23 protein-coding genes and 1 tRNA gene are annotated in these 22,265 nt (G+C 67.5%); 8 read left to right on the top strand and 16 right to left on the bottom strand.

Features of this window, described 5'->3' with window-relative positions:
* A complete protein-coding gene (locus OCGS_RS03215; protein ID WP_007425796.1) occupies nucleotides 1-1,071 on the top strand; it encodes a 2'-deoxycytidine 5'-triphosphate deaminase in 1,071 nt (356 codons plus the stop codon).
* A gap of 1 nt (nucleotide 1,072) precedes the next feature.
* Here OCGS_RS03215 and OCGS_RS03210 read toward each other — a convergent pair whose 3' ends face one another.
* The 12 genes from OCGS_RS03210 to OCGS_RS03155 all read right to left on the bottom strand — a co-directional run bounded on the left by OCGS_RS03210 (nucleotide 1,073) and on the right by OCGS_RS03155 (nucleotide 15,115).
* Nucleotides 1,073-2,179, bottom strand: coding sequence for an ABC transporter ATP-binding protein (locus tag OCGS_RS03210; RefSeq protein WP_007425795.1), 1,107 nt, complete (start codon nucleotides 2,177-2,179; stop codon nucleotides 1,073-1,075).
* Between the two features lie 3 nt (nucleotides 2,180-2,182).
* Entirely contained in the window at nucleotides 2,183-3,055 is an 873-nt protein-coding gene (locus OCGS_RS03205; RefSeq protein WP_007425794.1) for a carbohydrate ABC transporter permease, read from the bottom strand.
* A complete protein-coding gene (locus OCGS_RS03200; protein ID WP_007425793.1) occupies nucleotides 3,052-3,951 on the bottom strand; it encodes a carbohydrate ABC transporter permease in 900 nt (299 codons plus the stop codon). Before OCGS_RS03200 ends, OCGS_RS03205 begins: the two co-directional genes overlap by 4 nt.
* Nucleotides 3,952-4,009: 58 nt before the next feature.
* Nucleotides 4,010-5,260 carry an ABC transporter substrate-binding protein gene (locus OCGS_RS03195; protein ID WP_007425792.1) on the bottom strand — a complete coding sequence of 417 codons (1,251 nt, stop codon included), beginning with the start codon at nucleotides 5,258-5,260 and terminating at the stop codon, nucleotides 4,010-4,012.
* 101 nt (nucleotides 5,261-5,361) lie between these two features.
* Nucleotides 5,362-6,642, bottom strand: coding sequence for a glycerate kinase type-2 family protein (locus tag OCGS_RS03190; protein ID WP_007425791.1), 1,281 nt, complete (start codon nucleotides 6,640-6,642; stop codon nucleotides 5,362-5,364).
* Nucleotides 6,639-7,250 carry an SMC-Scp complex subunit ScpB gene (scpB, locus tag OCGS_RS03185; protein WP_007425790.1) on the bottom strand — a complete coding sequence of 204 codons (612 nt, stop codon included), beginning with the start codon at nucleotides 7,248-7,250 and terminating at the stop codon, nucleotides 6,639-6,641. Before scpB ends, OCGS_RS03190 begins: the two co-directional genes overlap by 4 nt.
* Nucleotides 7,243-8,019, bottom strand: a complete 777-nt coding sequence (locus OCGS_RS03180) for a segregation and condensation protein A (RefSeq protein ID WP_007425789.1) — start codon at nucleotides 8,017-8,019, stop codon at nucleotides 7,243-7,245. The genes scpB and OCGS_RS03180 overlap by 8 nt, the downstream gene beginning before the upstream one ends.
* Nucleotides 8,003-9,010: a glycoside hydrolase family 3 N-terminal domain-containing protein gene (locus OCGS_RS03175; RefSeq protein ID WP_007425788.1), complete on the bottom strand. Its 1,008-nt coding sequence runs from the start codon at nucleotides 9,008-9,010 to the stop codon at nucleotides 8,003-8,005. The genes OCGS_RS03180 and OCGS_RS03175 overlap by 17 nt, the downstream gene beginning before the upstream one ends.
* 4 nt (nucleotides 9,011-9,014) lie before the next feature.
* The gene (locus OCGS_RS03170) at nucleotides 9,015-10,088 is read right to left on the bottom strand and encodes an SPOR domain-containing protein (protein ID WP_007425787.1); all 1,074 of its coding nucleotides are present in this window, start codon (nucleotides 10,086-10,088) and stop codon (nucleotides 9,015-9,017) included.
* Between the two features lie 97 nt (nucleotides 10,089-10,185).
* Nucleotides 10,186-11,898 (bottom strand): arginine--tRNA ligase, encoded by a 1,713-nt coding sequence (gene argS, locus OCGS_RS03165; RefSeq protein WP_007425786.1) that lies wholly within the window; start codon nucleotides 11,896-11,898, stop codon nucleotides 10,186-10,188.
* A gap of 60 nt (nucleotides 11,899-11,958) precedes the next feature.
* Nucleotides 11,959-13,908 carry a cation:proton antiporter gene (locus tag OCGS_RS03160; RefSeq protein ID WP_007425785.1) on the bottom strand — a complete coding sequence of 650 codons (1,950 nt, stop codon included), beginning with the start codon at nucleotides 13,906-13,908 and terminating at the stop codon, nucleotides 11,959-11,961.
* A gap of 58 nt (nucleotides 13,909-13,966) precedes the next feature.
* Complete coding sequence (locus tag OCGS_RS03155; RefSeq protein WP_007425784.1) at nucleotides 13,967-15,115, bottom strand: deoxyguanosinetriphosphate triphosphohydrolase; 1,149 nt, start codon at nucleotides 15,113-15,115, stop codon at nucleotides 13,967-13,969.
* A gap of 70 nt (nucleotides 15,116-15,185) precedes the next feature.
* On the opposite strand from OCGS_RS03155, the gene OCGS_RS03150 reads away from it, so the two are divergent.
* The 5 genes from OCGS_RS03150 to metG all read left to right on the top strand — a co-directional run bounded on the left by OCGS_RS03150 (nucleotide 15,186) and on the right by metG (nucleotide 19,377).
* On the top strand, nucleotides 15,186-15,509 hold the full coding sequence (locus OCGS_RS03150) for a HesB/IscA family protein (RefSeq protein WP_007425783.1): 324 nt from the start codon (nucleotides 15,186-15,188) through the stop codon (nucleotides 15,507-15,509).
* A 98-nt stretch (nucleotides 15,510-15,607) separates the two neighbouring features.
* Nucleotides 15,608-16,387, top strand: a complete 780-nt coding sequence (gene xth, locus OCGS_RS03145) for an exodeoxyribonuclease III (protein WP_007425782.1) — start codon at nucleotides 15,608-15,610, stop codon at nucleotides 16,385-16,387.
* A gap of 35 nt (nucleotides 16,388-16,422) precedes the next feature.
* Nucleotides 16,423-16,755 (top strand): hypothetical protein, encoded by a 333-nt coding sequence (locus OCGS_RS03140; RefSeq protein ID WP_007425781.1) that lies wholly within the window; start codon nucleotides 16,423-16,425, stop codon nucleotides 16,753-16,755.
* A 51-nt stretch (nucleotides 16,756-16,806) separates the two neighbouring features.
* Nucleotides 16,807-17,577 (top strand): SDR family NAD(P)-dependent oxidoreductase, encoded by a 771-nt coding sequence (locus OCGS_RS03135; RefSeq protein WP_238538210.1) that lies wholly within the window; start codon nucleotides 16,807-16,809, stop codon nucleotides 17,575-17,577.
* A gap of 72 nt (nucleotides 17,578-17,649) precedes the next feature.
* A complete protein-coding gene (gene metG / locus OCGS_RS03130; protein ID WP_007425779.1) occupies nucleotides 17,650-19,377 on the top strand; it encodes a methionine--tRNA ligase in 1,728 nt (575 codons plus the stop codon).
* Between the two features lie 47 nt (nucleotides 19,378-19,424).
* On the opposite strand, the gene OCGS_RS03125 is transcribed toward metG, so the two are convergent.
* From OCGS_RS03125 to OCGS_RS03115, 3 genes are all read right to left on the bottom strand, one after another.
* Nucleotides 19,425-19,820 (bottom strand): hypothetical protein, encoded by a 396-nt coding sequence (locus tag OCGS_RS03125; RefSeq protein WP_007425778.1) that lies wholly within the window; start codon nucleotides 19,818-19,820, stop codon nucleotides 19,425-19,427.
* A 124-nt stretch (nucleotides 19,821-19,944) separates the two neighbouring features.
* Nucleotides 19,945-20,020, bottom strand: a tRNA-Thr gene (locus tag OCGS_RS03120).
* Between the two features lie 68 nt (nucleotides 20,021-20,088).
* Nucleotides 20,089-20,352, bottom strand: coding sequence for a DUF2312 domain-containing protein (locus OCGS_RS03115; RefSeq protein WP_040610346.1), 264 nt, complete (start codon nucleotides 20,350-20,352; stop codon nucleotides 20,089-20,091).
* A gap of 133 nt (nucleotides 20,353-20,485) precedes the next feature.
* Between OCGS_RS03115 and OCGS_RS03110 the strand changes: the two genes are divergently transcribed.
* Entirely contained in the window at nucleotides 20,486-20,704 is a 219-nt protein-coding gene (locus tag OCGS_RS03110; RefSeq protein ID WP_007425776.1) for a hypothetical protein, read from the top strand.
* Between the two features lie 50 nt (nucleotides 20,705-20,754).
* A complete protein-coding gene (locus tag OCGS_RS03105) occupies nucleotides 20,755-21,177 on the top strand; it encodes a protein tyrosine phosphatase family protein (RefSeq protein ID WP_007425775.1) in 423 nt (140 codons plus the stop codon).
* A gap of 87 nt (nucleotides 21,178-21,264) precedes the next feature.
* Here the strand turns inward: OCGS_RS03105 and OCGS_RS03100 are convergent, their stop codons facing one another.
* On the bottom strand, nucleotides 21,265-22,149 hold the full coding sequence (locus tag OCGS_RS03100; protein ID WP_007425774.1) for a FliM/FliN family flagellar motor switch protein: 885 nt from the start codon (nucleotides 22,147-22,149) through the stop codon (nucleotides 21,265-21,267).
* Between the last annotated feature and the right edge of the window lie 116 nt (nucleotides 22,150-22,265).

Here is a 22,265-nt window from a genome sequence, read left to right as displayed (position 1 = left end):
GTGAACGCCGGCGTCCTGCCGTGTCAGGCGATCCGTTCCCTTGTCGCTGACGGCAGCATCGCCGCCGACCCCCCCATCACCGACACGCAGATCCAGCCCGCATCGCTCGACCTGCGGCTGGGAAGCTGCGCCTATCGCGTGCGCGCATCGTTTCTTGCCGGAGGCGGGCAGGCAGTGACGGACAGGTTGCGTGAATTTTCCATGCACCAAATCGACCTCGAGTCCGGCGCGGTGCTGGAAAAGGGCTGCGTCTATGTCGTGCCCCTGCAGGAACGGCTCGATCTGCCCGGCGATCTGCGCGCGGTGGCCAACGCCAAATCCTCGACCGGGCGGCTGGATCTGCTGACGCGGACGATCACCGATGGCGGGACCGAGTTCGACCGCGTTCCGCCCGGCTATCGCGGCCCGCTTTATGCCGAGATCTGCCCCCGGTCCTTTTCGGTGCTCGTGCGACCGGGCATGGCGCTGAACCAGATCCGTTTCCGACGCGGCAGCGCGGTTCTGGACGATAGCGAGCTGCGCGCGCTGCACGATGCCGAAGGACTGGTCGATACCGCGCCGGTGATCGAGGACGGTCTGGGGTTTTCCGTCGATCTGGCGCCGCGCGATGGCCCTGTCGGCTATCGCGCGCGGCCGCATACGGGCGTCGTCGATCTGGGCCGGATCGGCGCCTATAAGGCGGCCGATTTCTGGGACGCGCTGCCTGCGGACCGCGAAAGGCTGATCCTCGATCCGGGGGCGTTCTATATCCTCGTCAGCCGCGAATCAGTCACGATACCGCCCGATCATGCGGCGGAAATGGCCCCCTATCTGGCAGTCGCGGGCGAATTTCGCGTTCACTATGCAGGCTTTTTCGATCCGGGCTTCGGTCATTCGGCAGCGGGCGGCACCGGATCGCGCGGCGTGCTGGAAGTGCGCTGTCACGAAGCGCCGTTCGTGCTGGAACACGGCCAGATCGTCGGCCGTCTGGTCTACGAACGCATGACTGAACGGCCCGATGCGCTTTACGGGGCGGCGCTGAAGTCGAATTATCAGGGTCAGCGGCTGAAGCTGGGCAAGCAGTTCTACTAGGTCAGCCGATCCGCAGTTCGGTTTCGGGATCGAACAGCACCGCCTTGTCCATGTTCACCGCCAGATCGGCAATCTGGCCCGCGCGAACCTCGGCATCGGCGCGCAGGCGCCCGATCACATCGCGGCCCGCCAATGTCGTTGTGACGAAAGTGTCGGCGCCGGCGGGTTCGGTCACGTCGATGCGATTGCGCAGCGCCACCACGTCGCGCGCCGCGCGGTCCGCCCCGCCCGGATCGGTCAGCGCCTCGGGCCGGATGCCCAGAACGACCGCCCGGCCGTCCCATCCTGCGAAGTTCCCGCGCACGGGCAGTCGCAGCGGCGCGCCCTCGGCATCCGCGATCTCGGCCACCGCACCCTGCCCCGAGACATGCAGCCGCGCCGGCAGAAGGTTCATCGACGGCGACCCCATGAAGGCGGCGACGAAGATGTTGGCCGGATCGTCGTAGATCTGGCGCGGGGTGCCCAGTTGCTGGATATGCCCGCCGCTCATCACCGCAATGCGGGTGGACAGGGTCATCGCCTCGATCTGGTCATGGGTGACATAGACGATGGTGGTGCCCAGCCGCGCATGCAGCTTCTTGATCTCGGTTCGCATATCGACGCGCAGCTTGGCGTCGAGGTTCGACAGCGGTTCGTCGAACAGGAACACGTCCGGGTCGCGCACCAGCGCCCGCCCCATCGCCACACGCTGCCTCTGGCCGCCCGACAAAGCCGCCGGCTTGCGATCCAGCAGGTTTTCGATCTGAAGCATCCCGGCGACCCGCGCCAGCGCCGCCTCGCGCTGGTCCTTGGGGGTGCCGTGCATTTCCAGCCCGAAGGTGATGTTCTTCGCCACGCTCATGTTGGGGTAAAGCGCGTAGGATTGGAACACCATCGCGATGTTGCGGCGGCTGGGATGGACGCCGTTCATCACCCTGTCGCGGATGCGGATCTCGCCCGAACTGATCTCCTCGAGCCCCGCGATCATGTTGAGCAGCGTGGACTTGCCGCAGCCCGACGGGCCGACGAGGACCAGAAACTCGCCCTCCTCCACCTCGATATCCACGCCGTGCAGAACACGGACCGCGCCATAGGACTTGGTGACGTTGTCGATGCTCAGAAAGCCCATGCCCTATCCCTTGACCGAACCGGACATCAGCCCGCGCACGAAGTACCGCCCGGCGACGACATAGACCAGCAGCGTCGGCAGCGCGGCATAGATCGCCCCGGCGAAATGCACGTTGTATTCCTTCACCCCGGTGGAGGAATTGACCAGGTTGTTCAGCGCCACCGTCACCGGCTGGCTGTCGAAGTCGGCGAAACTGGTCCCGAACAGGAAGTCGTTCCAGATGTTGGTGATCTGCCAGATGACGCTGACCGCGATGATCGGGCCCGATGACGGCAGCAGGATGCGCCAGAAGATGCGGAAGAACCCCGCGCCGTCGATCATCGCGGCGCGCACCAGTTCGGTCGGGAAGGCGGCGTAATAGTTACGGAAATACAGTGTTGTGAAACCGATGCCATAGACGAAATGCACCAGCACCAGCCCCGGCGTCGTCCCGGCCAGCCCGAGGATCCCCAGCGACCGTGCCATCGGGATCAGCACGATCTGGAACGGGATGAAGCACGAAAACAGCATCAACCCGAAGATCAGCGTATCGCCCCTGAACCGCCACTTGGTCAGCACATAGCCGTTTACCGCCCCGAAGATCGTGGACAGCGCCACCGCGGGCACCGCCATTTTGATCGAGTTCCAGAAATAGGGCGCCAGCCCGGTGGGCGAGACGCCGATCTGCGCGGTGGACCAGGCGGCGCGCCAGGGCTCCAGCGTCCAGGTCCGGGGCAGCGCCATCATGTTGCCGCCGGTGATCTCGGACAGCGGCTTGAGCGAGTTGATCACCATGATGCCGAAGGGCAGCAAGTAGAACAGCGCGAACAGCAGCAGCACCAGATAGATCAGCGCGCGGGCCGCATGGCCGGTGCGGCTGGCGCCTTCGACGGTCATGCCTTCTTCTCGCGCAGTTCGGCGTAAAGATAGGGCACCATGATCGCCGCGATGGTCATCAACATGATGACAGCCGACGCCGCGCCGATGCCCATCTGGTTGCGGCTGAACGTATACGAATACATGAACGTCGCCGGCAGCTCGGTCGCCCGTCCCGGCCCGCCCCCCGTCAGCGCGATCACCAGGTCATAGGACTTGACCGCGAGATGCGCCAGGATGACGAAGGCCGACAGGAAGGCCGGGCGCAGCTGCGGCAGGATGATCCGGCGATAGAGGTTCCAGCTGTTGGCGCCGTCCATCTGCGCGGCTTTCAGGATCTCGCCGTCGATGCCCCGCAGGCCCGCCAGGAACATCGCCATGACGAAACCGCTGGTCTGCCAGACCGCCGCGATGACCACGGTGTAGATGGCGAAGTCGCGGTCCTTGATCCAGCCGAAGCGAAAGCTTTCCCACCCCCAAAGATGCATGGTGTGTTCCAGTCCGATGCCCGGATCCAGAAACCACTTCCACGCGGTACCCGTGACGATGAAGGACAGCGCCATCGGATACAGATAGATCGGCCGCAGCACCCCTTCGCCGCGGATCTTCTGATCGAGGAAGATCGCCAGCATCAACCCGATCGCCGTCGAGAACGCCATGTAAAGCGCGGCGAAGACACCGAGATTAACCACCGCCGTCGTCCAGTGCGACAGCCGGAACAGCTTGGAGTAATTCTCGAGCCCGATCCAGTCGTAGCTGGGCAGGATGCGGCTGTCGGTGAAGGACAGGTAGATCGTGAACAGGATGAATCCGTAGACGAACAGAAGAACCAGCGCCGCTGACGGCGCCAGCATCAGGCCCGGCACCAGCGATTGAAGCCGGGTCAGCCGGTCGGGCCGGTGCCGGGCCGCGTTCATGTGCAGAAACGCGGGAGGAAGGCCGCGCCCGGCCGGATCGCGACCGGGACGCGGGCCGTCACTGGGCGATCTCGACCGCCGTGGCCAGTTCCTCGGCCGCCGTCTGCGCATCGAATTCGCCGTTGAAATGCGCCGTCACCACGTCGAAGATCGCGTTCTTCACCGATGCCGGCACCGCATAGCCATGCGCCATCGACCCGTAAAGCGTGCCGTCCGCGGCCGCCTGCGCCAGATCCGCCATGCCCTTCTTGCCGCAGGCGCCGAATTCCTCGTCGCTGACATCGGTGCGTGCGGGGACTGACCCCTTCACCACGTTGAACGCTACCTGAAATTCGGGCGACATGACCGCCTGGGCGAATGCTGCCTGCTGGGGGCTGACTTCGCCGCCCTGGTCGAACATGGCGAACTGGTCGGCATTGAAGGTGACGCTGCCCTGGGTGCCGGGGAACCGGAAGCAGAGGAAATCCTCCCCCTCGGTCATTCCGGCGCCCAGAAACTCGCCCTTGGCCCAGTCCCCCATCATCTGGAACCCGGCCTCGCCGTTGATGACCATGGCCGAAGCCAGGTTCCAGTCCCGCCCCGAGAAGTTGTCGTCGACGAATCCCCGCAGCGTCGCCATCCGCTCGAACGCTTCGACCATCGTATCGGAATTGAGCGCCTCGGGATCGAGGTCGATCAGCGCCGCCTTGTAGAAATCGCCGCCGCCCGTCGACAGCACCACCGCGTCGAACAGCGTCGCGTCCTGCCAGGGCTGGCCGCCATGTGCCAGCGGCGTGATGCCGGCCTCTTGCAGGGTTTCCATCGCAGTCACGAACTCGTCCCACGTCTCGGGCTGCTCGATCCCGTTCTCCTCCAGCACGTCGGCATTGGCCCAGACCCAATTCGTCGAATGGACGTTGACGGGGGCGGCGATCCATTCGCCGTCATACTTGGAAAACGCCTTGATCGCGTCCGGCACGACAGGTTCCCAGCCGTTCTCCTCGGCCACGGGGTTGAGGTTGGCCAGCGCGCCCTCCCTGGCCCAATCGGTGATGTCGAAGCCCAGCATCTGCACGGCCGTGGGCGAATTGCCCGAGGTGACGCGCGCCCGCAGCACCGTCATCGCCTGCTCGCCCCCGCCGCCCGCGACCGGCATGTCTTCCCAGCCGATGCCCTGCGCCGCCAGATCCTCCTTCAGCACGTTCAGCGCCGCAGCCTCGCCGCCCGCCGTCCACCAATGCAGCACCTCGACATCCTGCGCGGCGGCAATACCCGCCGTCAGCGCCAGGATTGCCGTCGATACCTTCAGTCCCCTCGCGATCGCGTTCATGGTCGTCCTCCCCGTTCGTCCGCTTTCCGCGGTCCGGCGTCGAATCGCCGTTTGTGTCGACATCCTGACCGCAAACCGATCAACCACAAAGCTTTTCGATGTCAGGCCGACGCATCATCCATCCCCCGGACAAGGATCGCACGGAAATCGTTGACGTTGGTTCCGGTCGGCCCGGTCACGAACAGCCCGCCCGCCGCGTCATGCGCCGCCCAGGAATCGTGCGCGGCAAGACAAAGGGCAGGATCGACCCCCGCCGCCCGCATCCGTCCCGCGCTGCCACCGTCCACGAAGGCGCCGGCATTGTCCTCGGACCCGTCGATGCCGTCGGTATCGGCGGCCAGCGCCGCGATCCCGCCCTGTCCCTCGACGGCAAGCGCGAATGCCAGCGCGAAGGTGCCGTTCCGCCCGCCACGCCCCGTCTGCCCGCCCAGTGTCACGGTCGTCTCGCCCCCCGACAGCATGACCACCGGCGGAGCGAAAGGGCGGCCGCGCAACGCCGCTTCTCGCGCGATCGCGGCATGGACCAACGCCACGTCCCGCGCCTCGCCCTCGATGGCGTCCGACAGGATGACCGCCCGGATACCACGCGCCTCGGCCGTGCGCGCCGCCGCCTCGAGCGAGACGCGGGCCGATGCGACGATGCGCACCTCGTTGCGCGCGAAGACCGGATCGCCGGGCAAGGGCGGTTCTTCGGCACGGTCCAGATGCGCCATGATCGCAGGCGGCAATGCCAGTCCCCGCGCCCGGATCATCGCACGCGCATCCGCAAGGCGGATGGCGTCCGGCACGGTCGGACCGCTGGCGACCTGCGCGGGATCGTCGCCCGGCACGTCCGACACGATCAGGCTGACGACGCGCGCGGGACAGGCCAGGGCCGCCAGCCGCCCGCCCTTGACCGTGCTGCACATCTTGCGCACCGCGTTCATCACCCCGATGGGCGCGCCCGAAGACAAAAGGACGGCGTTCAGCGCCTGTTCGTCCGCCAGCGTCAGGCCTGGCGCAGGTGCGGCCAGCAGCGACGATCCGCCGCCGCAGATCAGCGCCACCACCAGATCGTCGCGCCCCAGCCCCGTCACCGCATCGACCAGCGCCCGGCTGGCCGACAGACCGGCCACGTCCGGCACCGGATGCGCCGCCTCGATCACCCGAATACGGTCGGTCGGCACGGCATGACCGTGGCGCGTTGCGACCACGCCGGTCAGCGGGCCGTCCCACAGCGCCTCGAACGCCGCGGCCATCTGCGCGGCCCCCTTCCCCGCGCCGATGACCACGGTGCGCCCCTCGGGCCGGTCCGGCAGATGGGCCGCCAGCGCACGCGCCGGATCGGCGGCCCTGACCGCGGCATCGAAAAGCGCCGTCAGGAACGCGCGCGGATCCCTCATGGCATCGCATCGCCGTCGAACAGCCCGTCCTGGACCTTGCTAGGCTCCTCCGACGGCGGCTGATCCAGCAATCCCGCCGCGCGCAGATCGCGCAGCCCCGGCAGATCGCGCGGCGAGGACAGGCCGAAATGATCCAGAAAACCGTCCGTCGTCACGAAGGTCACGGGACGGCCGGGCGTGTCGCGCCGCGGCCCCAGCCTGATCCAGCCCAGTTCCAGCAGTTGATCCAGCGTTCCCCGCCCGGTGCTGACGCCGCGGATCTGCTCGATCCCGGCGCGCGTGACGGGCTGGTGATAGGCGACGATGGCCAGCGTCTCGATCGCAGCGCGGCCCAGTCTACGCGTCTCGACCGTCTCGCGCCGCATGAGGTGCCCGAGGTCCGGCGCCGTCCGCATGGCCCAGGCAGCCCCCACCTGCACCAGCCGCACGCCGCGCCCTGCATAGCGGCGTTCCAGCAACTTCAGCGCCGCCGCCGCATCGCAGCCATGCGGCATCCGCGCGTTGAGTTCCGCCACCGTCACCGGCGCCGCGCTGGCGAACAGGATCGCTTCGACCATCCGTTCCTGTTCGGTCAGGGGCGGCGCAGGGAAAAGCGCAGGCTCATTCATCGCCGCGCCGCCGAATCTCGACCGGGCCGAAGACGGCGGTCTGCCTTATGCTGATCGCGCCGGCCTTGGCCAGTTCCAGCGACGCGGCGAAGTGGCTGGCCATCGCGGATCGTCGCCGCGCCGGATCGCCGATCCAGCCTTGGGGCAGATAGGCGGACAGGTCCGTCCACGTTCCGGCGAACCGCGTCATCGGGCGCAGCCTGTCCAACGCTTCCTCCATGCTCATCATCGCCTCGCGGTCCATGACCAACGGACGGAACTCATCCTTCGTGCGAAGGCGCGCATAAGCCTGCAGCAGTTCCAGCAGCGTCGCGGTACGGCGCACCCGGCGGACCCGTTCCAGCGGCTGCGGGACGCCGCGCGGGAATACGTCGCGCCCCAGCCTGTCGCGCGCCATCAGCCGCGCCGCAGCCTCGCGCATCACCTCCAGACGGCGAAGCTGAAGCGCCAGCTGCGCGGCAAGCGCGTCGCCGGACGGACCGTCCTCTTTCGGGTCGGGCGGCAAAAGCAGGCGGGACTTGAGATAGGCCAGCCAGGCCGCCATCACCAGATAATCCGCCGCAAGCTCGATCCGCAGGCCGCGCGCCGTCTCGACGAAATCGAGGTATTGCCGCGCCAGGGCCAGAACGCTGATCTGCCGCAGATCGACCTTCTGCGACCGCGCCAGCGTCAGCAGCAGGTCGAGCGGACCTTCCCAGCCGTCCACATCGACGATCAACGCTTCGGCGGCCAGCCGTTCGGAAGCATCCGCCTCAGCGATCGGGGTCATCCGGCCTTGCGCGCCCATGCCCGGCAAGCTCGGCCTCGAGCGCGGCGATGTCAACCTCGGCCGAATTTTGGCGGCGGGCCAGCGCGGCATCGGCACGGCGCGTCGCCGCCGGCGACAGCGCGCCGGCTCCCGCCACGCAAGCCGCCGCTTCGGCCCTATCGCCGTTGCAGTGCAGGGCAATGTCGCAACCGGCGGCGATGGCGCGCGCGGCCCTTTCGGCGATGGTCCCGCCCAGCGCGTTCATCGACAGATCGTCGGTCATCAGCAGACCGTCGAACCCGATGCGGTTGCGGACAAGGTCGATCACGGGTTCGGACACGGTGCCGGGCGCATTGTCGAGCGCGGCATACCGGACATGCGCGGTCATCGCCATCGGCATGTCGCGCAGGGCACGAAACGGGGCGAAATCCTCGGCCAAGGCATCAATACCCAGCGTCACGACCGGCAGCGCGTGATGGCTGTCGGCGGTGGCGCGCCCATGGCCCGGAATGTGCTTGAGGATCGGCAGAACGCCGCCGGCCAGCAGCCCCTCGGCCATCGCACAAGCACGTGCCGCAACACTGTCGGCATCCGTCCCCAGACAGCGGTTGCGCAGGAACGGATGGGTATCGAACCGCGCGATGTCGCAGCAGGGCGCGCAATTGGCGTCGATCCCCACCGCCCGCAACTCGTGCGCCAGCAGCCGGCCGCGCAGCCACATCGTGCGGACGGGATCGGCGGCGCTTTCCGCAGCATCCAGCGGCGCTGGCCAGTCGCGCCAATAGGGCGGACGCAGCCGCTGCACCCGGCCGCCCTCCTGATCGACCAGCACCGGCGCGTCCCGACCCACGGTCTCGCGCAGATCGGCGGTCAGACGGGTCAGCTGTGCCGGATCCGCGACATTGCGCGCGAAAAGGATGAAGCCCCAGGGCCGCGCGTCCCGAAAAAAGGCCCGCTCGTCCCGCGAAAGGAGAGGCCCGGCGCATCCCAGGATACAGGCCGCGCCGGTCATGGGATCAGCGCAGTTCGACCGGGATGCAATCGGCCTGTTCGGCCAGCAGCGCGGCACAGAACCGCCGGGCATCGGCCAGATCGGCGAACCCTTCGGCACGCAGGCGATAGAAGACCTGACCGCCCGACTCGGCACGCTGGATCACCCGGCGCTTGCCGACGAAATACTCCTCGAAGCGGCTGCCGATCATACCCCATTGCGCGCGCGCCGTATCCTCGTCGGGATAGGCGCCGAGCTGGGCCAGACCGGTGCCCGGCGGAAGTTCGGTCAGGCTGACCTCGACCGCGCCCGACAGCGGGGCGGAAAGGACGCCCTGCGCCATGCCCGCGCCCGACAGCGCCGCCACCCGCACCGCCGAGGACCGCATCATCGGCCGGGGCGAGCGTTCGAGGATCGCAGCACTCGGAACGGCCAGGGCCGCCGGGGGCACCGCCGTTTCTTCGGCCAGATCCGCAAGATCCAGCGTCGCGCCCAGCGCCTCGGCCACGGCGCGGTCGATGGCCGTGGCGTCGTCCGCCTCGGGCTTGGCCTCGACAATCTCCACGACCTCGGGTTCCACAGCCTCCTCGGGCGCGGGGATGATTTCCGCGACGATCGACGGCGCTTCGGCGATGCCCTCGTCCATGCCTTCCTCGATCAGGTCGCCCAAAACCGACTCGGGCGCGATGTCGGACAGCGGCATCTCGACAGGCGGCACTTCGTCAGCTTCGGCCACAAGCTCGCCCATCGCGACATCGTCGTCGGCCAGCGGCGGCGCGGGCGGGGCCAGATGCACGGCCTCGGCGGTGGCGCCGGCGATGCCCACGGCGGGAATTTCGTTGACGGCCAGACCCTGATGCGCCGCCTGATCGCCGCCCGGATCCTCGGGCTGGATCCGCACCGGACCTTCCAGCGCCAGGATCACCGGGATGCCCGTCACGTCGCGCACCATCAGCTTGTAACCCCAGACGCCCAAACCGGCAATCAGCGCGATCGAGACGATGCCGCCGGACAGGCTGGCCATCCGCTGCATCCGGCCCCCGCGCGCCGTCTGGCTGGCGACGAACGCATCGTCGGCCTCGTAATCAAATTCGGTCATTCTTGCCCCATGACGCCGCCGCACCAAGGCAGGTGCCGCACGACGATCCTCAACGTTTCTGCCCGGACCCGTATCCGCCGCGGCACCGATGTCGAGATCAGCGCATTTCTTCGGCGGGGGTCACGCCAAGAATACGCAAACCGGCCGCGATGACAACGGAAACGGCCAGCGGCAGGCCAATCTTGGCCGCTGTGGCTTCGGTGTCACCCTCCTGAACGAAACGTAAACCATGATCCTCGTTGCCGCGGTTCCACAAGGTGTGAAACTCGCTGGCAAGGTCGTAAAGATAGAAGGCGATGCGATGCGGTTCGTGCGTGCGCGCCGCTATCTCGACCAGACGCGGCCATTCGGCCAGCTTGCGCGCCACGGCCAGTTCCGCCGGATCGTCCAGCGCCGGCGTGGCGGGTTGCAGATCGCCGACCTTGCGCATGACGCTGCGGATGCGGGCATGGGCGTACTGGACGTAGAAAACCGGGTTGTCCTTGGACTGCTCGACCGCCTTGGCGAAGTCGAAATCCAGCGGCGCGTCGTTCTTGCGGGTCAGCATGGTGAACCGCGTCACGTCCGGCCCGACCTCGTCCACCACATCGCGCAAGGTCACGAAGTTGCCGGCGCGCTTGGACATCTTGAAGGGCTCGCCGTTCTTGTAAAGCCGCACAAGCTGGCACAGCTTCACGTCCAGCGGCACGGCGCCGTCCGACAGCGCGCTGACGGCGGCCTTCATCCGCTTGACGTAACCGCCGTGATCGGCCCCGAACACGTCGATCAACTGATCGAAGCCGCGTTCGATCTTGTCGTAATGATACGCGATGTCGGGCGCGAAATAGGTCCAGCCGCCGTCGGACTTGCGCACGGGCCGATCCACGTCGTCGCCATGCGCGGTGGACCGGAACAGCGTCTGTTCGCGCGGCTCCCAGTCCTCGGGCAGCTTGCCCTTAGGCGGCTCCAGCGTGCCGCGATAGATCAGGCCCTTTTCGTCCAGCGCCTCCAGCGCATCCTCGATCCGGCCCGATCCATAAAGCGACTTTTCCGAAAAGAAACGGTCCATGGTCACGCCCAGCGCGGCCAGATCGGCGCGGATCAGATCCATCATCGCGTCGGTCGCGAACTGCCGCAGCTCGGCCAGCCACACGTCCTCGTCCCGGTCCAGCCAGATATCCCCGACCTTGTCCTTCAGTGCCTGGCCGACCTCGACCAGGTAATCGCCCGGATAGGTGCCTTCGGGAAAATCCACGTCGCGGCCGAACGCCTGCAAATACCGCAGATAGACCGACCGCGCCAGCACATCGACCTGCGCGCCGCCATCGTTGATGTAGTATTCGCGCGTCACATCCCAGCCGGCGAAGTCCAGCAGCGATGCCAGCGCGTCGCCGAAGACGGCGCCGCGGACATGGCCGACATGCAGCGGTCCGGTCGGGTTGGTGCTGACGAACTCGACGTTGACCCGCGCGCCCTGCCCCATATCCGACCGGCCGAAATCGGGATCGCTCAGGATATGCGCGACGATGCCCGTCCAGACATCGCGCGACAGCGACAGGTTCAGGAAACCGGGCCCCGCCACCTGCACCTCGGCGATGCGCGGATCGTCCGAAAGGCGCGCGGCCAGCGCCTCGGCGATGGCGCGCGGCGGCGATCCGGCGGGCTTGGCCAGAACCATCGCCGCGTTCGTGGCCATGTCGCCATGCGCGGCGTCGCGCGGCGGCTCGACCGCGACCGCGTCCAGCGTCAGCCCGGCCGGCAGGTCGCCGTCCTGCATCATGCCGTCCAGCGCCGCCAGCACAGCGCCACGGATTTCCGAAAATACGTTCATGCGACCATCCTGCAACTGGCCGTCCTCTAGTCCCGCCTGCCTGCGGGGTCAACGCGGCCCTCAGCCCGGCATGTGGCGTCCGCCCGGCCGGCCTTCGGGGATTCCCGCCATCGCGTCGGGGGCAGTCGCGGCGGCCTTGTCCTTGTCGTCGGGCACGATATCGCCCTCCTTGGCGGGGTCGGCCTTCTTTTCGGCATCGTCGCGCTGCGCTTCCTCGGGCGGCAGCATCGACACCAGCCGAACGCCCGGATCGGTCTTCACCTCGTCGTCCTCGGATACGAAGAAAATCTCTCCGTCCGTGTCGATGAAACCCAGCAACTTGGCCTCGGGCCGCTTCGCGCGCCATTCGGCCATGCCGTATTCCTCGGTCAGGCGGGTGATGCGGAAGGTCCAGCCCTTCCACATCAGCCGGTTCAGCTCGTTATAGGTCGCCTCGCCCGCGAAATTGCGCCCGCCCAGCGATGCGGGCAGCGCATGACGCGCGAAGGCCGCCTTTTCCCGTGCCACCTGATAGATGTTCTCGCGGCCGAATTCGGGCGCCAGTTCGGTGGCGACCAGGGTGTTGTAGGCGTCGTTGTCGGTGGTGGCGATCACGGTCTTGAAGCCCGCGATCTCGATGCGCAACTCGGCCGCCTCGCTCAGCACGTCGCCGAAGAAGGTCGGGATACCCGCATCGCGGGCGCGCCGCAGATGGCCGCGATTGGGGTCGGTGACAAGCACGTCCACATCGGCGCGCTTCAGCGCCTCGGCCAACCCCGACGACCAGTAATTGCCGCCGACGATCAACACCCCCGGCGATTCCGCCGCTAGCAGCCCCATCGCCCGCGCGAAGGGGCCCAGCGTGAAGCCGTGCAACACTACCGTCGCCGCCACCAGCACGAAGGCCAGCGGTCCGATCAGCGCGCCGTCCGCGACGCCCAGACCCAGCAGACGGTCGCCGAACAGGCCCGCCACGGCGACCAGCACCACGCCGCGCGGCCCGGTGAAAGCCACCAGCGCGCGTTCCTTCCAGGGCAGCGTCGTGCTGGCCAGCGCGACCAGCACCGTCACGGGCCGCGCGATCAGCACGACCGCCGCCACGAACAGCGCCGCCCGCCAGTCGAGAGCGGCCAGCGCCGAGAAATCCAGCGACGCCGCCAGCAGGATGAACACCCCCGAGACCAGCAGGACCGTCGCATGTTCCTTGAAGCGGCGCAGTTCCTCGTAGGCGGGAAGGTTGGCGTTGGCGATGACGATCCCCATGATCGTCACCGACAGCAGGCCCGATTCGTGCAGAACCTCGTTCGCGACGGCGAAGACGACCAGCAGCACCGCGAACAGCACCGGCACCTTCATGAATTCGGGCACCCGCGCGCGCCGATAGGCCCAGGTCACGCCATAGCCCCCCGCCGCGCCGATCAGCGTCGCGACGCCGATGCCCGTCCCCAGATCGACGGCGGCTTCGAACCACGTCTCGGCGGTGCGCAGCACCAGCACCGCCTCGAATGCCAGGACGGCGGCCAGCGCGCCCAGCGGATCGTTGGCGATCGCCTCCCATTGCAGCAACGCGGCGGGGCGGCGCGACAGGCGTGCGGTGCGCAGCAGCGGCGCGATAACGGTGGGGCCGGTGACGATCATGATGCCGCCGAACACGGCCGAGGATTCCCAGCTCAGCCCCGCGCCCCATCGCAGGGCCAGCGCACTGGTCAGCCATCCCAGCGGCGCGCCGATGAAGATCAGCCGCCGCACCCCCTGCGTCGCGTCGCGCAGGGTGTGGAAGTTCAGCGTCAGACCCCCCTCGAACAGGATCACCGCGACGGCGAGCGAGATCAGCGGCTTGTAGATCGGCCCGATATCGCGTTCGGGGTCGAAGACGCCCGTCACCGGCCCCGCCAGCAGACCCGCCAGCAGCATCAGCACGATGGCCGGCATCCGCAGCCGCCAGGCCAGCCATTGCGACCCGACGCCCAGCGCGCCCACAAGCGCGATCGCCGTCACCGGGCTGAGAGCGCCGGCCAGTTCCGTTGCCATTCGTGTCCCCTATCCCAGGCGGGTGGCAATTAGCACGGACCCGAATGACCGCCAACCCTCAGCCCAGCAATCTGTCGTGCTGTTGCAACGCGAACCTGTCGGTCATGCCCGCGATATAGTCGGCAACGATCCGCGCCAGCGCGGTTTCGTCCGCGGCCGCGTCCACATCCCGGCGCCATTGTCGCGGCAGAAGGTCGGGCCGCGCCATGTAAAGCGGAAAGAGGTCGCGCACCACGGCGCCCACCCGTTCGCGCATCACCACGACGCTGGGCGCGCGATACATCCGCTGGAACAGGAACTGCCGGATCGTCTGCAAGTCGCGCCAAAGGTCGTCCGAGAAGCGAACAACCGGATGCCCCGCCATTCTGATGTCCTGCGGGGATCGCGGATTCAGATCGGCCAGCGCCGCGCGGGCGGAACCGATCACGTCCTCGACCAGCACGCCGAAAAAGCGGCGCAGCGCCTCGTGCCGCCGGCGGTAAAGGTCGAGGTCCGGCCATTCGGCGTCCACACGCGCGAAACAGGCATCCAGGACCGGCAGCGCGGCCAGATCGGCGGTGCCGAACAGCTCGGCCCGCAGACCGTCATGCAGGTCGTGGTTGTTATAGGCGATGTCGTCGGCCAGCGCGGCGACCTGCGCCTCGGCGCTGGCATGGCTGCCCAGTTCCAGATCGTGCCGCGCATCATATTCGGCCAAGGCATAGGGCACGGTGCCGGTGACGGGGCCGTTATGCTTGGCGATGCCCTCCAGCGTCTCCCATGTCAAGTTCAGCCCGTCGAATCCCGCATAATGGCGTTCGAGCGACGTAACGATGCGGATCGCCTGCGCGTTGTGATCGAACCCGCCATAGGGCGCCATCAGCTCCGACAGCGCTTCCTCGCCCGTATGGCCGAAAGGCGGATGGCCCAGATCGTGCGCCAGCGCGACGGCCTCGGTCAGCTCGCCGTTGAGACCCAGAACGCCGGCAACGGTGCGGGCGACCTGCGCGACCTCGATCGAATGGGTCAGCCGGGTGCGGAAATAATCGCCCTCGTGCTCGACGAAGACCTGCGTCTTGTGCTTGAGCCGCCGGAACGCGCTGGAATGGATGATGCGGTCGCGGTCGCGCTGGAAGGCGCTGCGAAAGGCGCTGCGAAAGGCGCTTTCTTCCTCTGGATGAAGCCGCCCGCGGCTGTCCTCGGGCCGCGCGGCATAGATCGCCTGCATGGCGCCTCACTTGTCGTTGCAAGGCCCCAGCCATATATTCCCCGTGCCGCCTGTCATACGGGAACGCACCATGAACCTGCCCCCCAAAGTCACCGATCGCGCGTTCGAGCGTCTGGCCGAGATCGACGCCGCCGCCCAGGGCCAGGCCCTGCGTGTCGCGGTCGAGGGCGGCGGCTGTTCGGGATTTCAATACGAGATCAAGCTCGACGCCCCCGAAGACGACGACCTTGTGCTGGAAAAGGACGGCCAGAAGGTCCTGGTCGATTCCGTGTCGCTGCCGTTTCTGGCGGGCGCGGTGATCGACTTTTCGGACGAGCTGATCGGCGCGCGGTTCGTCATCGACAACCCGAACGCCGCGTCGTCCTGCGGATGCGGAACCAGCTTTTCCATGTGACCCGCGTGCCCGTAACGGGCGTCGCATGGGTATTTGAAGAAAGATGAAGGCAGGCGCGGTCCCTTGCCTTTCGCGTCCTGCCCCGTCACCAAGACGCCATGAAGATCGCGACGTTCAACATCAACGGCATCAAGGCCCGCCTTCCGGTCCTGACCGACTGGCTGCGCGACAGCGCGCCGGATGTCGCCGTCCTGCAAGAGATCAAGTCGGTCGATCAGGCCTTTCCGCGCGAACAGATCGAGGATCTGGGCTACACCGTCGAGACGCATGGCCAGAAGGGTTTCAACGGCGTCGCCATCCTGTCGCGGCTGCCGCTGGAGGATGTGACCCGCGGCCTGCCGGGCGATCCCGACGACGAACAGGCCCGCTGGATCGAGGCGACGGCGATGGGCGCGCGGCCGGTGCGGATCTGCGGGCTGTATCTGCCCAACGGCAACCCGGCGCCGGGGCCGAAATACGACTACAAGCTGGCATGGATGGCCCGCCTTCAGGCCCGCGTTCACGACATCCTGCAAACCGAGGAGCCGGCGACGATCTGCGGCGATTACAACGTGATCCCGCAGGACGACGACGCGGCCCGGCCCGAGGCATGGCGCGACGACGCGCTGGGGCTTCCCGCGACGCGCGATGCGTTCCGGCGGCTGGTCAATTTGGGACTGACCGACGCCTTCCGCGCGGTCGACCCGGGCGCGGGGCATTACAGTTTCTGGGACTATCAGGCCGGCGCCTGGGACCGCAATCTCGGGATCCGCATCGACCACCACCTGCTGACGCCCCAGGCCGCGGACCTTCTGCAAGCCGCCTGGATCGAGAAGGATCTGCGCGCGCGCGAAAAACCCAGCGATCACGTTCCTGTCTGGGTGGATCTCGACGCCTGAGGGAACCCGACCTCAGGGGCGGCGATTGCCCGTCCATGACGATGCCGAAGACCTTGGCGATCCTGCTCGCGGCGCTGATGGCATCGCCGCCCGTCCCTGCCGCCGCCTGTGCGACGGCGGCAACCGGGGCCGGATGCGCGACGCCGCTTTCGTCGGGGAAGGCCGGCAAATGGCTGCGCGTTCCGCCCCGGCCCACGGCGTTCGCGGTGGGCGATACGCTTCCGACAGACCGTCACATGACCGTCACCGGCACCGAATATCTCGGCCTGCCGCCGGCGCGCGACGGCTGGCTTTATTACCGCGTCGGGCGCGAAATCTATCGCGTGGATCGCCGCACCGGAACCGTGCTGGAGGTGATGCGCCGCTGAAGGTTGATCGCGATCAAGGACCGGTCGGCCGTCCGTGCCCATGCTGGCGCCATGACCGCCATAATCATGGGATGTATCGACATGCACAAGTTCGACGGACGGACGGCCATCGTCACGGGCGCCGCATCGGGGATCGGTGCCGCCATCGCGCGGGATCTGGCGCAGCGCGGCGCGCGGGTCGTTGCGGCGGATCTGGACGCGGACAAGGCGCGCAGCGTCGCGGACGAGATCGGCAACGGCGCGCTGTCGTGCCGCGTCGATACGGCTGATGCCGATTCGGTCGCGGAGATGGTGGCGCTGGCGATGGATCGCACCGGCGCGCTGCATCACCTGGTCAACAACGCGGGCATCGGCGGACCGCAGGCCATCGTCGGAGAGTATCCGCTGGACGGCTGGCGGCAGGTCATCGACATCAACCTTAACGGCGTCTTCTACGGCATGCGCTTCGCCCTGCCCCGGATCGAGGAATCGGGCGGCGGATCCATCGTCAACATGGGGTCGATCCTGTCCAGCGTCGGCATCGCCGAAAGCGCCGCCTATGTCGCGGCCAAGCACGCGCTGATCGGCCTGACGCGCAGCGCCGCCATCGAATACGGCCAGCGCGGCGTGCGTATCAACGTGGTCGGGCCGGGCTTCATCGACACGCCGCTTCTGTCCGCGCTTCCCGAGGACCGCTATGCCGGCCTGACCGCCCTGCACCCGATCGGGCGGCTGGGCACGTCCGAGGAAGTGTCGGCGCTGACCTGCTTCCTGCTGTCGGATGCCGCGTCGTTCATCACCGGCAGCTATCACCTGGTCGATGGCGGCTATACCGCCCCCTGACGGCCGCTTGGCGCTGGAATGTCGCGCGGGCCTTGCATAGGAACGGCGCGACACCCGGCAGAAGGCGGCCACATGACGCGCATCCTCATCACCTCGGCCATTCCCTATATCAACGGGATCAAGCATCTGGGCAATCTGGTGGGCAGCCAGCTTCCTGCCGATCTTTACGCCCGCTATCAGCGCGCGCGGGGGGCCGAGGTTCTGTTTCTCTGCGCCACCGACGAACACGGCACGCCCGCCGAACTGGCCGCCGCCAAGGCGGGCAAGCCCGTGGCCGAATACTGCGCCGAAATGTGGCAGGTGCAAAAGGATCTGTCGGACGGCTTTAGGCTGTCGTTCGACAGGTTCGGCCGGTCGTCCAGCCCGCAGAACCATGCGCTGACCCAGCATTTCGCCGGCCGTCTGGACGCCGCCGGCCTGATCGAGGAACGCGAGGAAACGCAGATCTATTCCCATGCCGACCACCGCTTCCTGCCCGACCGTTACATCGAGGGGACTTGCCCGAATTGCGGCTATGACCGCGCGCGGGGCGACCAGTGCGAAAACTGCACCAAGCAGCTCGACCCGACCGACCTGATCGACCCGCGCAGCGCCATCTCGGGCTCGACCGACCTGGAAGAACGGCGGACCAAGCACCTCTATCTGCGCCAAAGCGCCATGCGCGACCGCCTGCGCGACTGGATCGACAGCAAGACCGACTGGCCGGTCCTGACGACCTCGATCGCGCGCAAGTGGCTGGACGACGGCGCGGGTTTGCAGGATCGCGGGATCACCCGCGATCTCGACTGGGGCGTGCCCGTGCGCAAGGGGACCGAGCCGTGGCCGGGGATGGAAGGCAAGGTCTTCTATGTCTGGTTCGACGCGCCCATCGAATACATCGCCTGCGCCGCCGAATGGGCCGACGCGAACGGTCTGCCCGACGCCGAGTGGGAACGCTGGTGGCGTACCGACAAGGGCGCGCAGGACGTGCGCTATGTGCAGTTCATGGGCAAGGACAACGTGCCGTTCCACACGCTGTCTTTTCCCGTCACCATCATGGGCGCCAATTTCGACGGGGCCGAGCCCTGGAAGCTGGTCGATTACATCAAGGCGTTCAACTACCTGACCTATGACGGCGGCCAATTCTCGACCAGTCAGGGGCGCGGCGTCTTCATGGATCAGGCGCTGTCGATCCTGCCGGCCGATTATTGGCGCTGGTGGCTGCTGTCCCATTCGCCCGAATCGTCGGATACTGAATTCACCTGGGACAACTTCCAGTCGTCGGTGAACAAGGATCTGGCGGACGTTCTGGGCAACTTCGTGAGCCGCGTCACCAAGTTCTGCCGCTCGAAATTCGGAGAGGCCGTGCCTGACGGCGGCCCCTTTGGCCCGGCCGAGGCCGCGCTGATCGCCGATTTGCAGACCCGGCTCGCCGCTTATCAACGTGCCATGGACGCCATCGAGATCCGCAAGGCGGCGGCCGAACTGCGCGCGATCTGGGTGGCCGGCAACGAATACCTTCAGGCCGCCGCCCCCTGGACGGCGATCAAGACCGATCCCGACCGCGCCGCCGCCATCGTCCGCATGGCGCTGAACCTGATCCGCCTCTACGCCGTCCTGTCCGCGCCGTTCATTCCCGATGCCGCCGACCGCCTGACCGCCGCGCTGCGCACGGACCGCGACTGGCCCGACGACCTGCACGCCGCACTTGCCCGGCTGGAACCCGGTCATTCCTTCGACGTGCCCGAGAACCTTTTCGACAAGATAACGGATGACCAGGCCGCCGAATGGGCGGAACGCTTCGCCGGCAATCGCGGTTAAGGTTTTCGGGCGGCGCCGACGGAAACGTAGGGCCGCTCTGCCGGGCGCTATTCGCCCAGAGCCACGGTCGTCGGAACGTCTACGATCCAGGAACCTGCGATATCGCCGGCGAAGAAGGCCATGAACACGCCGGTCCAGAAGAGCAGCGCAGCGCCGAAGGCAAACAGCTTGCTGCGGCTCTGAAACAGATGGATCGTCGTGCCGGCCGGCGGGAACAGTATCGTCGCGATCACGCTCAGGCGGGTTGCGGGCCGGTCGCGGACGGACGCGTCGGCGCGCAGCCAAAGAATGCACAGGGCGATGATCCCCACCATCTGGGTGAAATCATTCAAAGCGACAAGCCCTGCAGACCCCCAGACGTAATAATCGACGATTCCACCGAAGGCGACGAAAGCGAGAAGCAGGACATAGAACGCGTTCCGGCGTGTGGCGGTATCTCTCAACTTTCCGATTCCCCGTGATTCGGATACTTAACTGGCCATCGGGCGCGTCCGAAACGGGGCGCCGGCATGAATTCGCCATTCTCGAAGAACGGCGGCTGGGCACCCTGCGGCATCGTCATCGGCATGGTGCCGGTGGAGGGGTTCGAACCCCCGACCTTCGGTTTACAAAACCGCTGCTCTACCAGCTGAGCTACACCGGCCGGCGCCCTTTCGCGCGACGGGACTTACCGCCCGCCGCACGGCAAGGCAAGGTTCGGCGAATGGCCCGTCACAGCATGCCCAGCGCGGCCTTGTACATCTCCAGCACCGCCTCCTCCTCGGCGATGTCGTCCTTGTCGCGGCGGCGCAGGGCGATGATCTTGCGCAGAACCTTGGTGTCGTATCCGCGGCCCTTGGCTTCGGCCATCACCTCTTTCTGGGCGTCGGCGATGTCCTTCTTTTCCTGCTCCAGCCGTTCGTATCGCTCGATGAACTGACGCAGCTCCTCGGCCGTGACGCCATAGCCGTCGTCGATCACCTGGGGTTCCGCCATGTCCGCACCTTTCGTCCTGTCCGTGGGCGCCTCTCCTATGGCCGGCCCCTTCGCCGCGCAAGCGGCATCGGCACGATGGACGATCCCGCACGATCCGCGCTAAGCACGTCGCTGACGAATACGGGAATATCGAATGGCGGTTCTGGTCTGGGTCGGCGTCTGCCTGTCGCTGGCGGGTCTGGCGGGGCTGATGTGGTGCATCGTGCAGGCCGCGCGCGCGCGCCGCGCCCGGCTGGACGACGTGGCGCTGCGGGCGCGGTTGCAGCGGCTGGTGGCCTGGAACCTCGGTGCGCTGATGCTGTCGCTGCTGGGACTGCTGGTGGTGATGGCCGGCATATTCCTCGCCCCGTGACCCGCACGACCGCCGCCAACCTTCCGCCCCGAGGCCAAGGAAACCGATTTATGGACATCCGCTATCTCACCCCCGATTTCGCCGTCTCGCCGCAGATCGACCCGGCGCAGATGCCGGCCCTGCGCGAAGCGGGCTTCACCGACATCCTCTGCAATCGCCCCGATGACGAGGTCGATGCCGATCTGTCGTTCGCCGCGATGGGCCGGGCCGCCGAGGCCGAGGGCCTGCGCCTTCACGCGAACCCCATCGTCAACGGGGCCATGACCGAAGACAACATCGCCGCGCAACGCCGTGTCGCCGATGCCGGGACCAAGGTGCTGGCCTATTGCCGCTCGGGCACCCGCTCGACCGTCGCATGGGCGCTGGCGATGGCCGGAACGATGCCGACGGACGCCATCGTGACCGCCGCCGCGCAGAGCGGCTATGACATCCGCCCCCTCGCCGCGCAGATCGACCAGCGGGCACCGGGATGACGCGGCGCTGATTGGCATGGACTGATGCGGGTGCGTGTTGAAAGCCAGTCCGGCGCGCCCCTACGGATCCGCCTGTCCGCTTCGACGCTATCCCCCCTCGCCATCCATCGAGACCTCGCCCGTCGCCTGCCCGACGATCCGAACCGCCTTCCGTCCGTCCGATTGCCCCAGCCGGCCCTCCGCCACCACCTCGCCGATGCCGGTCGTGACCTGCACGCGCCCCAGCGCGCTGCGCGGCAGGGTCAGCACCTGACCGACCCGCAGATCGGTGATCTCGCCGGCCGACAGGCTGATCGAGGCCAGCCGCGCGGTCAGCCCGACCTCGGCCCCCATCACCCGCGTTTGCAGCCGGTCGGGCCAGTTCGACGGGGGCAAGCCCGGCGCGGATCGCGGGGGCGGTTCGGGCAGCACGATGTCGAGATGCCCGTGACGCGCGCCGCCGCCCAGCGCGAGGCCGATGCGGACCCGGCGATGCGCGGTCTCGGCCAGGCGCAATCCGATTTCGCGCGGATCCTCGATCCGGGTCGCGAAGCGATAGCCGCGCCTCATTTCCAGCCCCGTCAGGTCGGCGGCCAAAACCTCCTGCGCGGCAAGGATGCGGTCCAGCGGATCGGCCGCCATCGCCGCATCCAGCGCGGTGACGGGGCGGCTGTCGACCGGCCGGGTGCCGACCCGCGCCATCGTCTGCTGTTCGATCACCGCGGCAAGAAAGCCGGGATCCAGCACCGCCAGCCCCCAGCCGTCCGGTCCGTCCAGCAGGACCGCCAGCGCCCCCGGCACGACAAGCGCGGCGGCCGCCGCGGGAAACAGGCGATCCGTCGCGGCATCCTCGGCCACCGCCGCCAGCCCGATGGAATCGTTCAGCCCGTGCACGACCGCGCGGCCCCAGATCCGTTCGGGGCTGAGCGGCGGCGGCGCGTCGGCGCGCCGCCCTTCGCCGATCTTTCGGCGCAGCGGCGACTGGTCGGTCATGGGCGGGGCGATCCTGGCAGCAACACGGGCCCTTGATGGCGCATCCCCGTTACGAAAATCTGAACGAAACCCGGTTTCCGCGGCAAGACATGCTCGACAATGCCGGAACGCGGGCC

The organism is Oceaniovalibus guishaninsula JLT2003 (genome assembly GCF_000299575.1).
GTDB lineage: Bacteria > Pseudomonadota > Alphaproteobacteria > Rhodobacterales > Rhodobacteraceae > Palleronia > Palleronia guishaninsula.
This window is presented reverse-complemented; position numbering and strand designations above follow the sequence as displayed.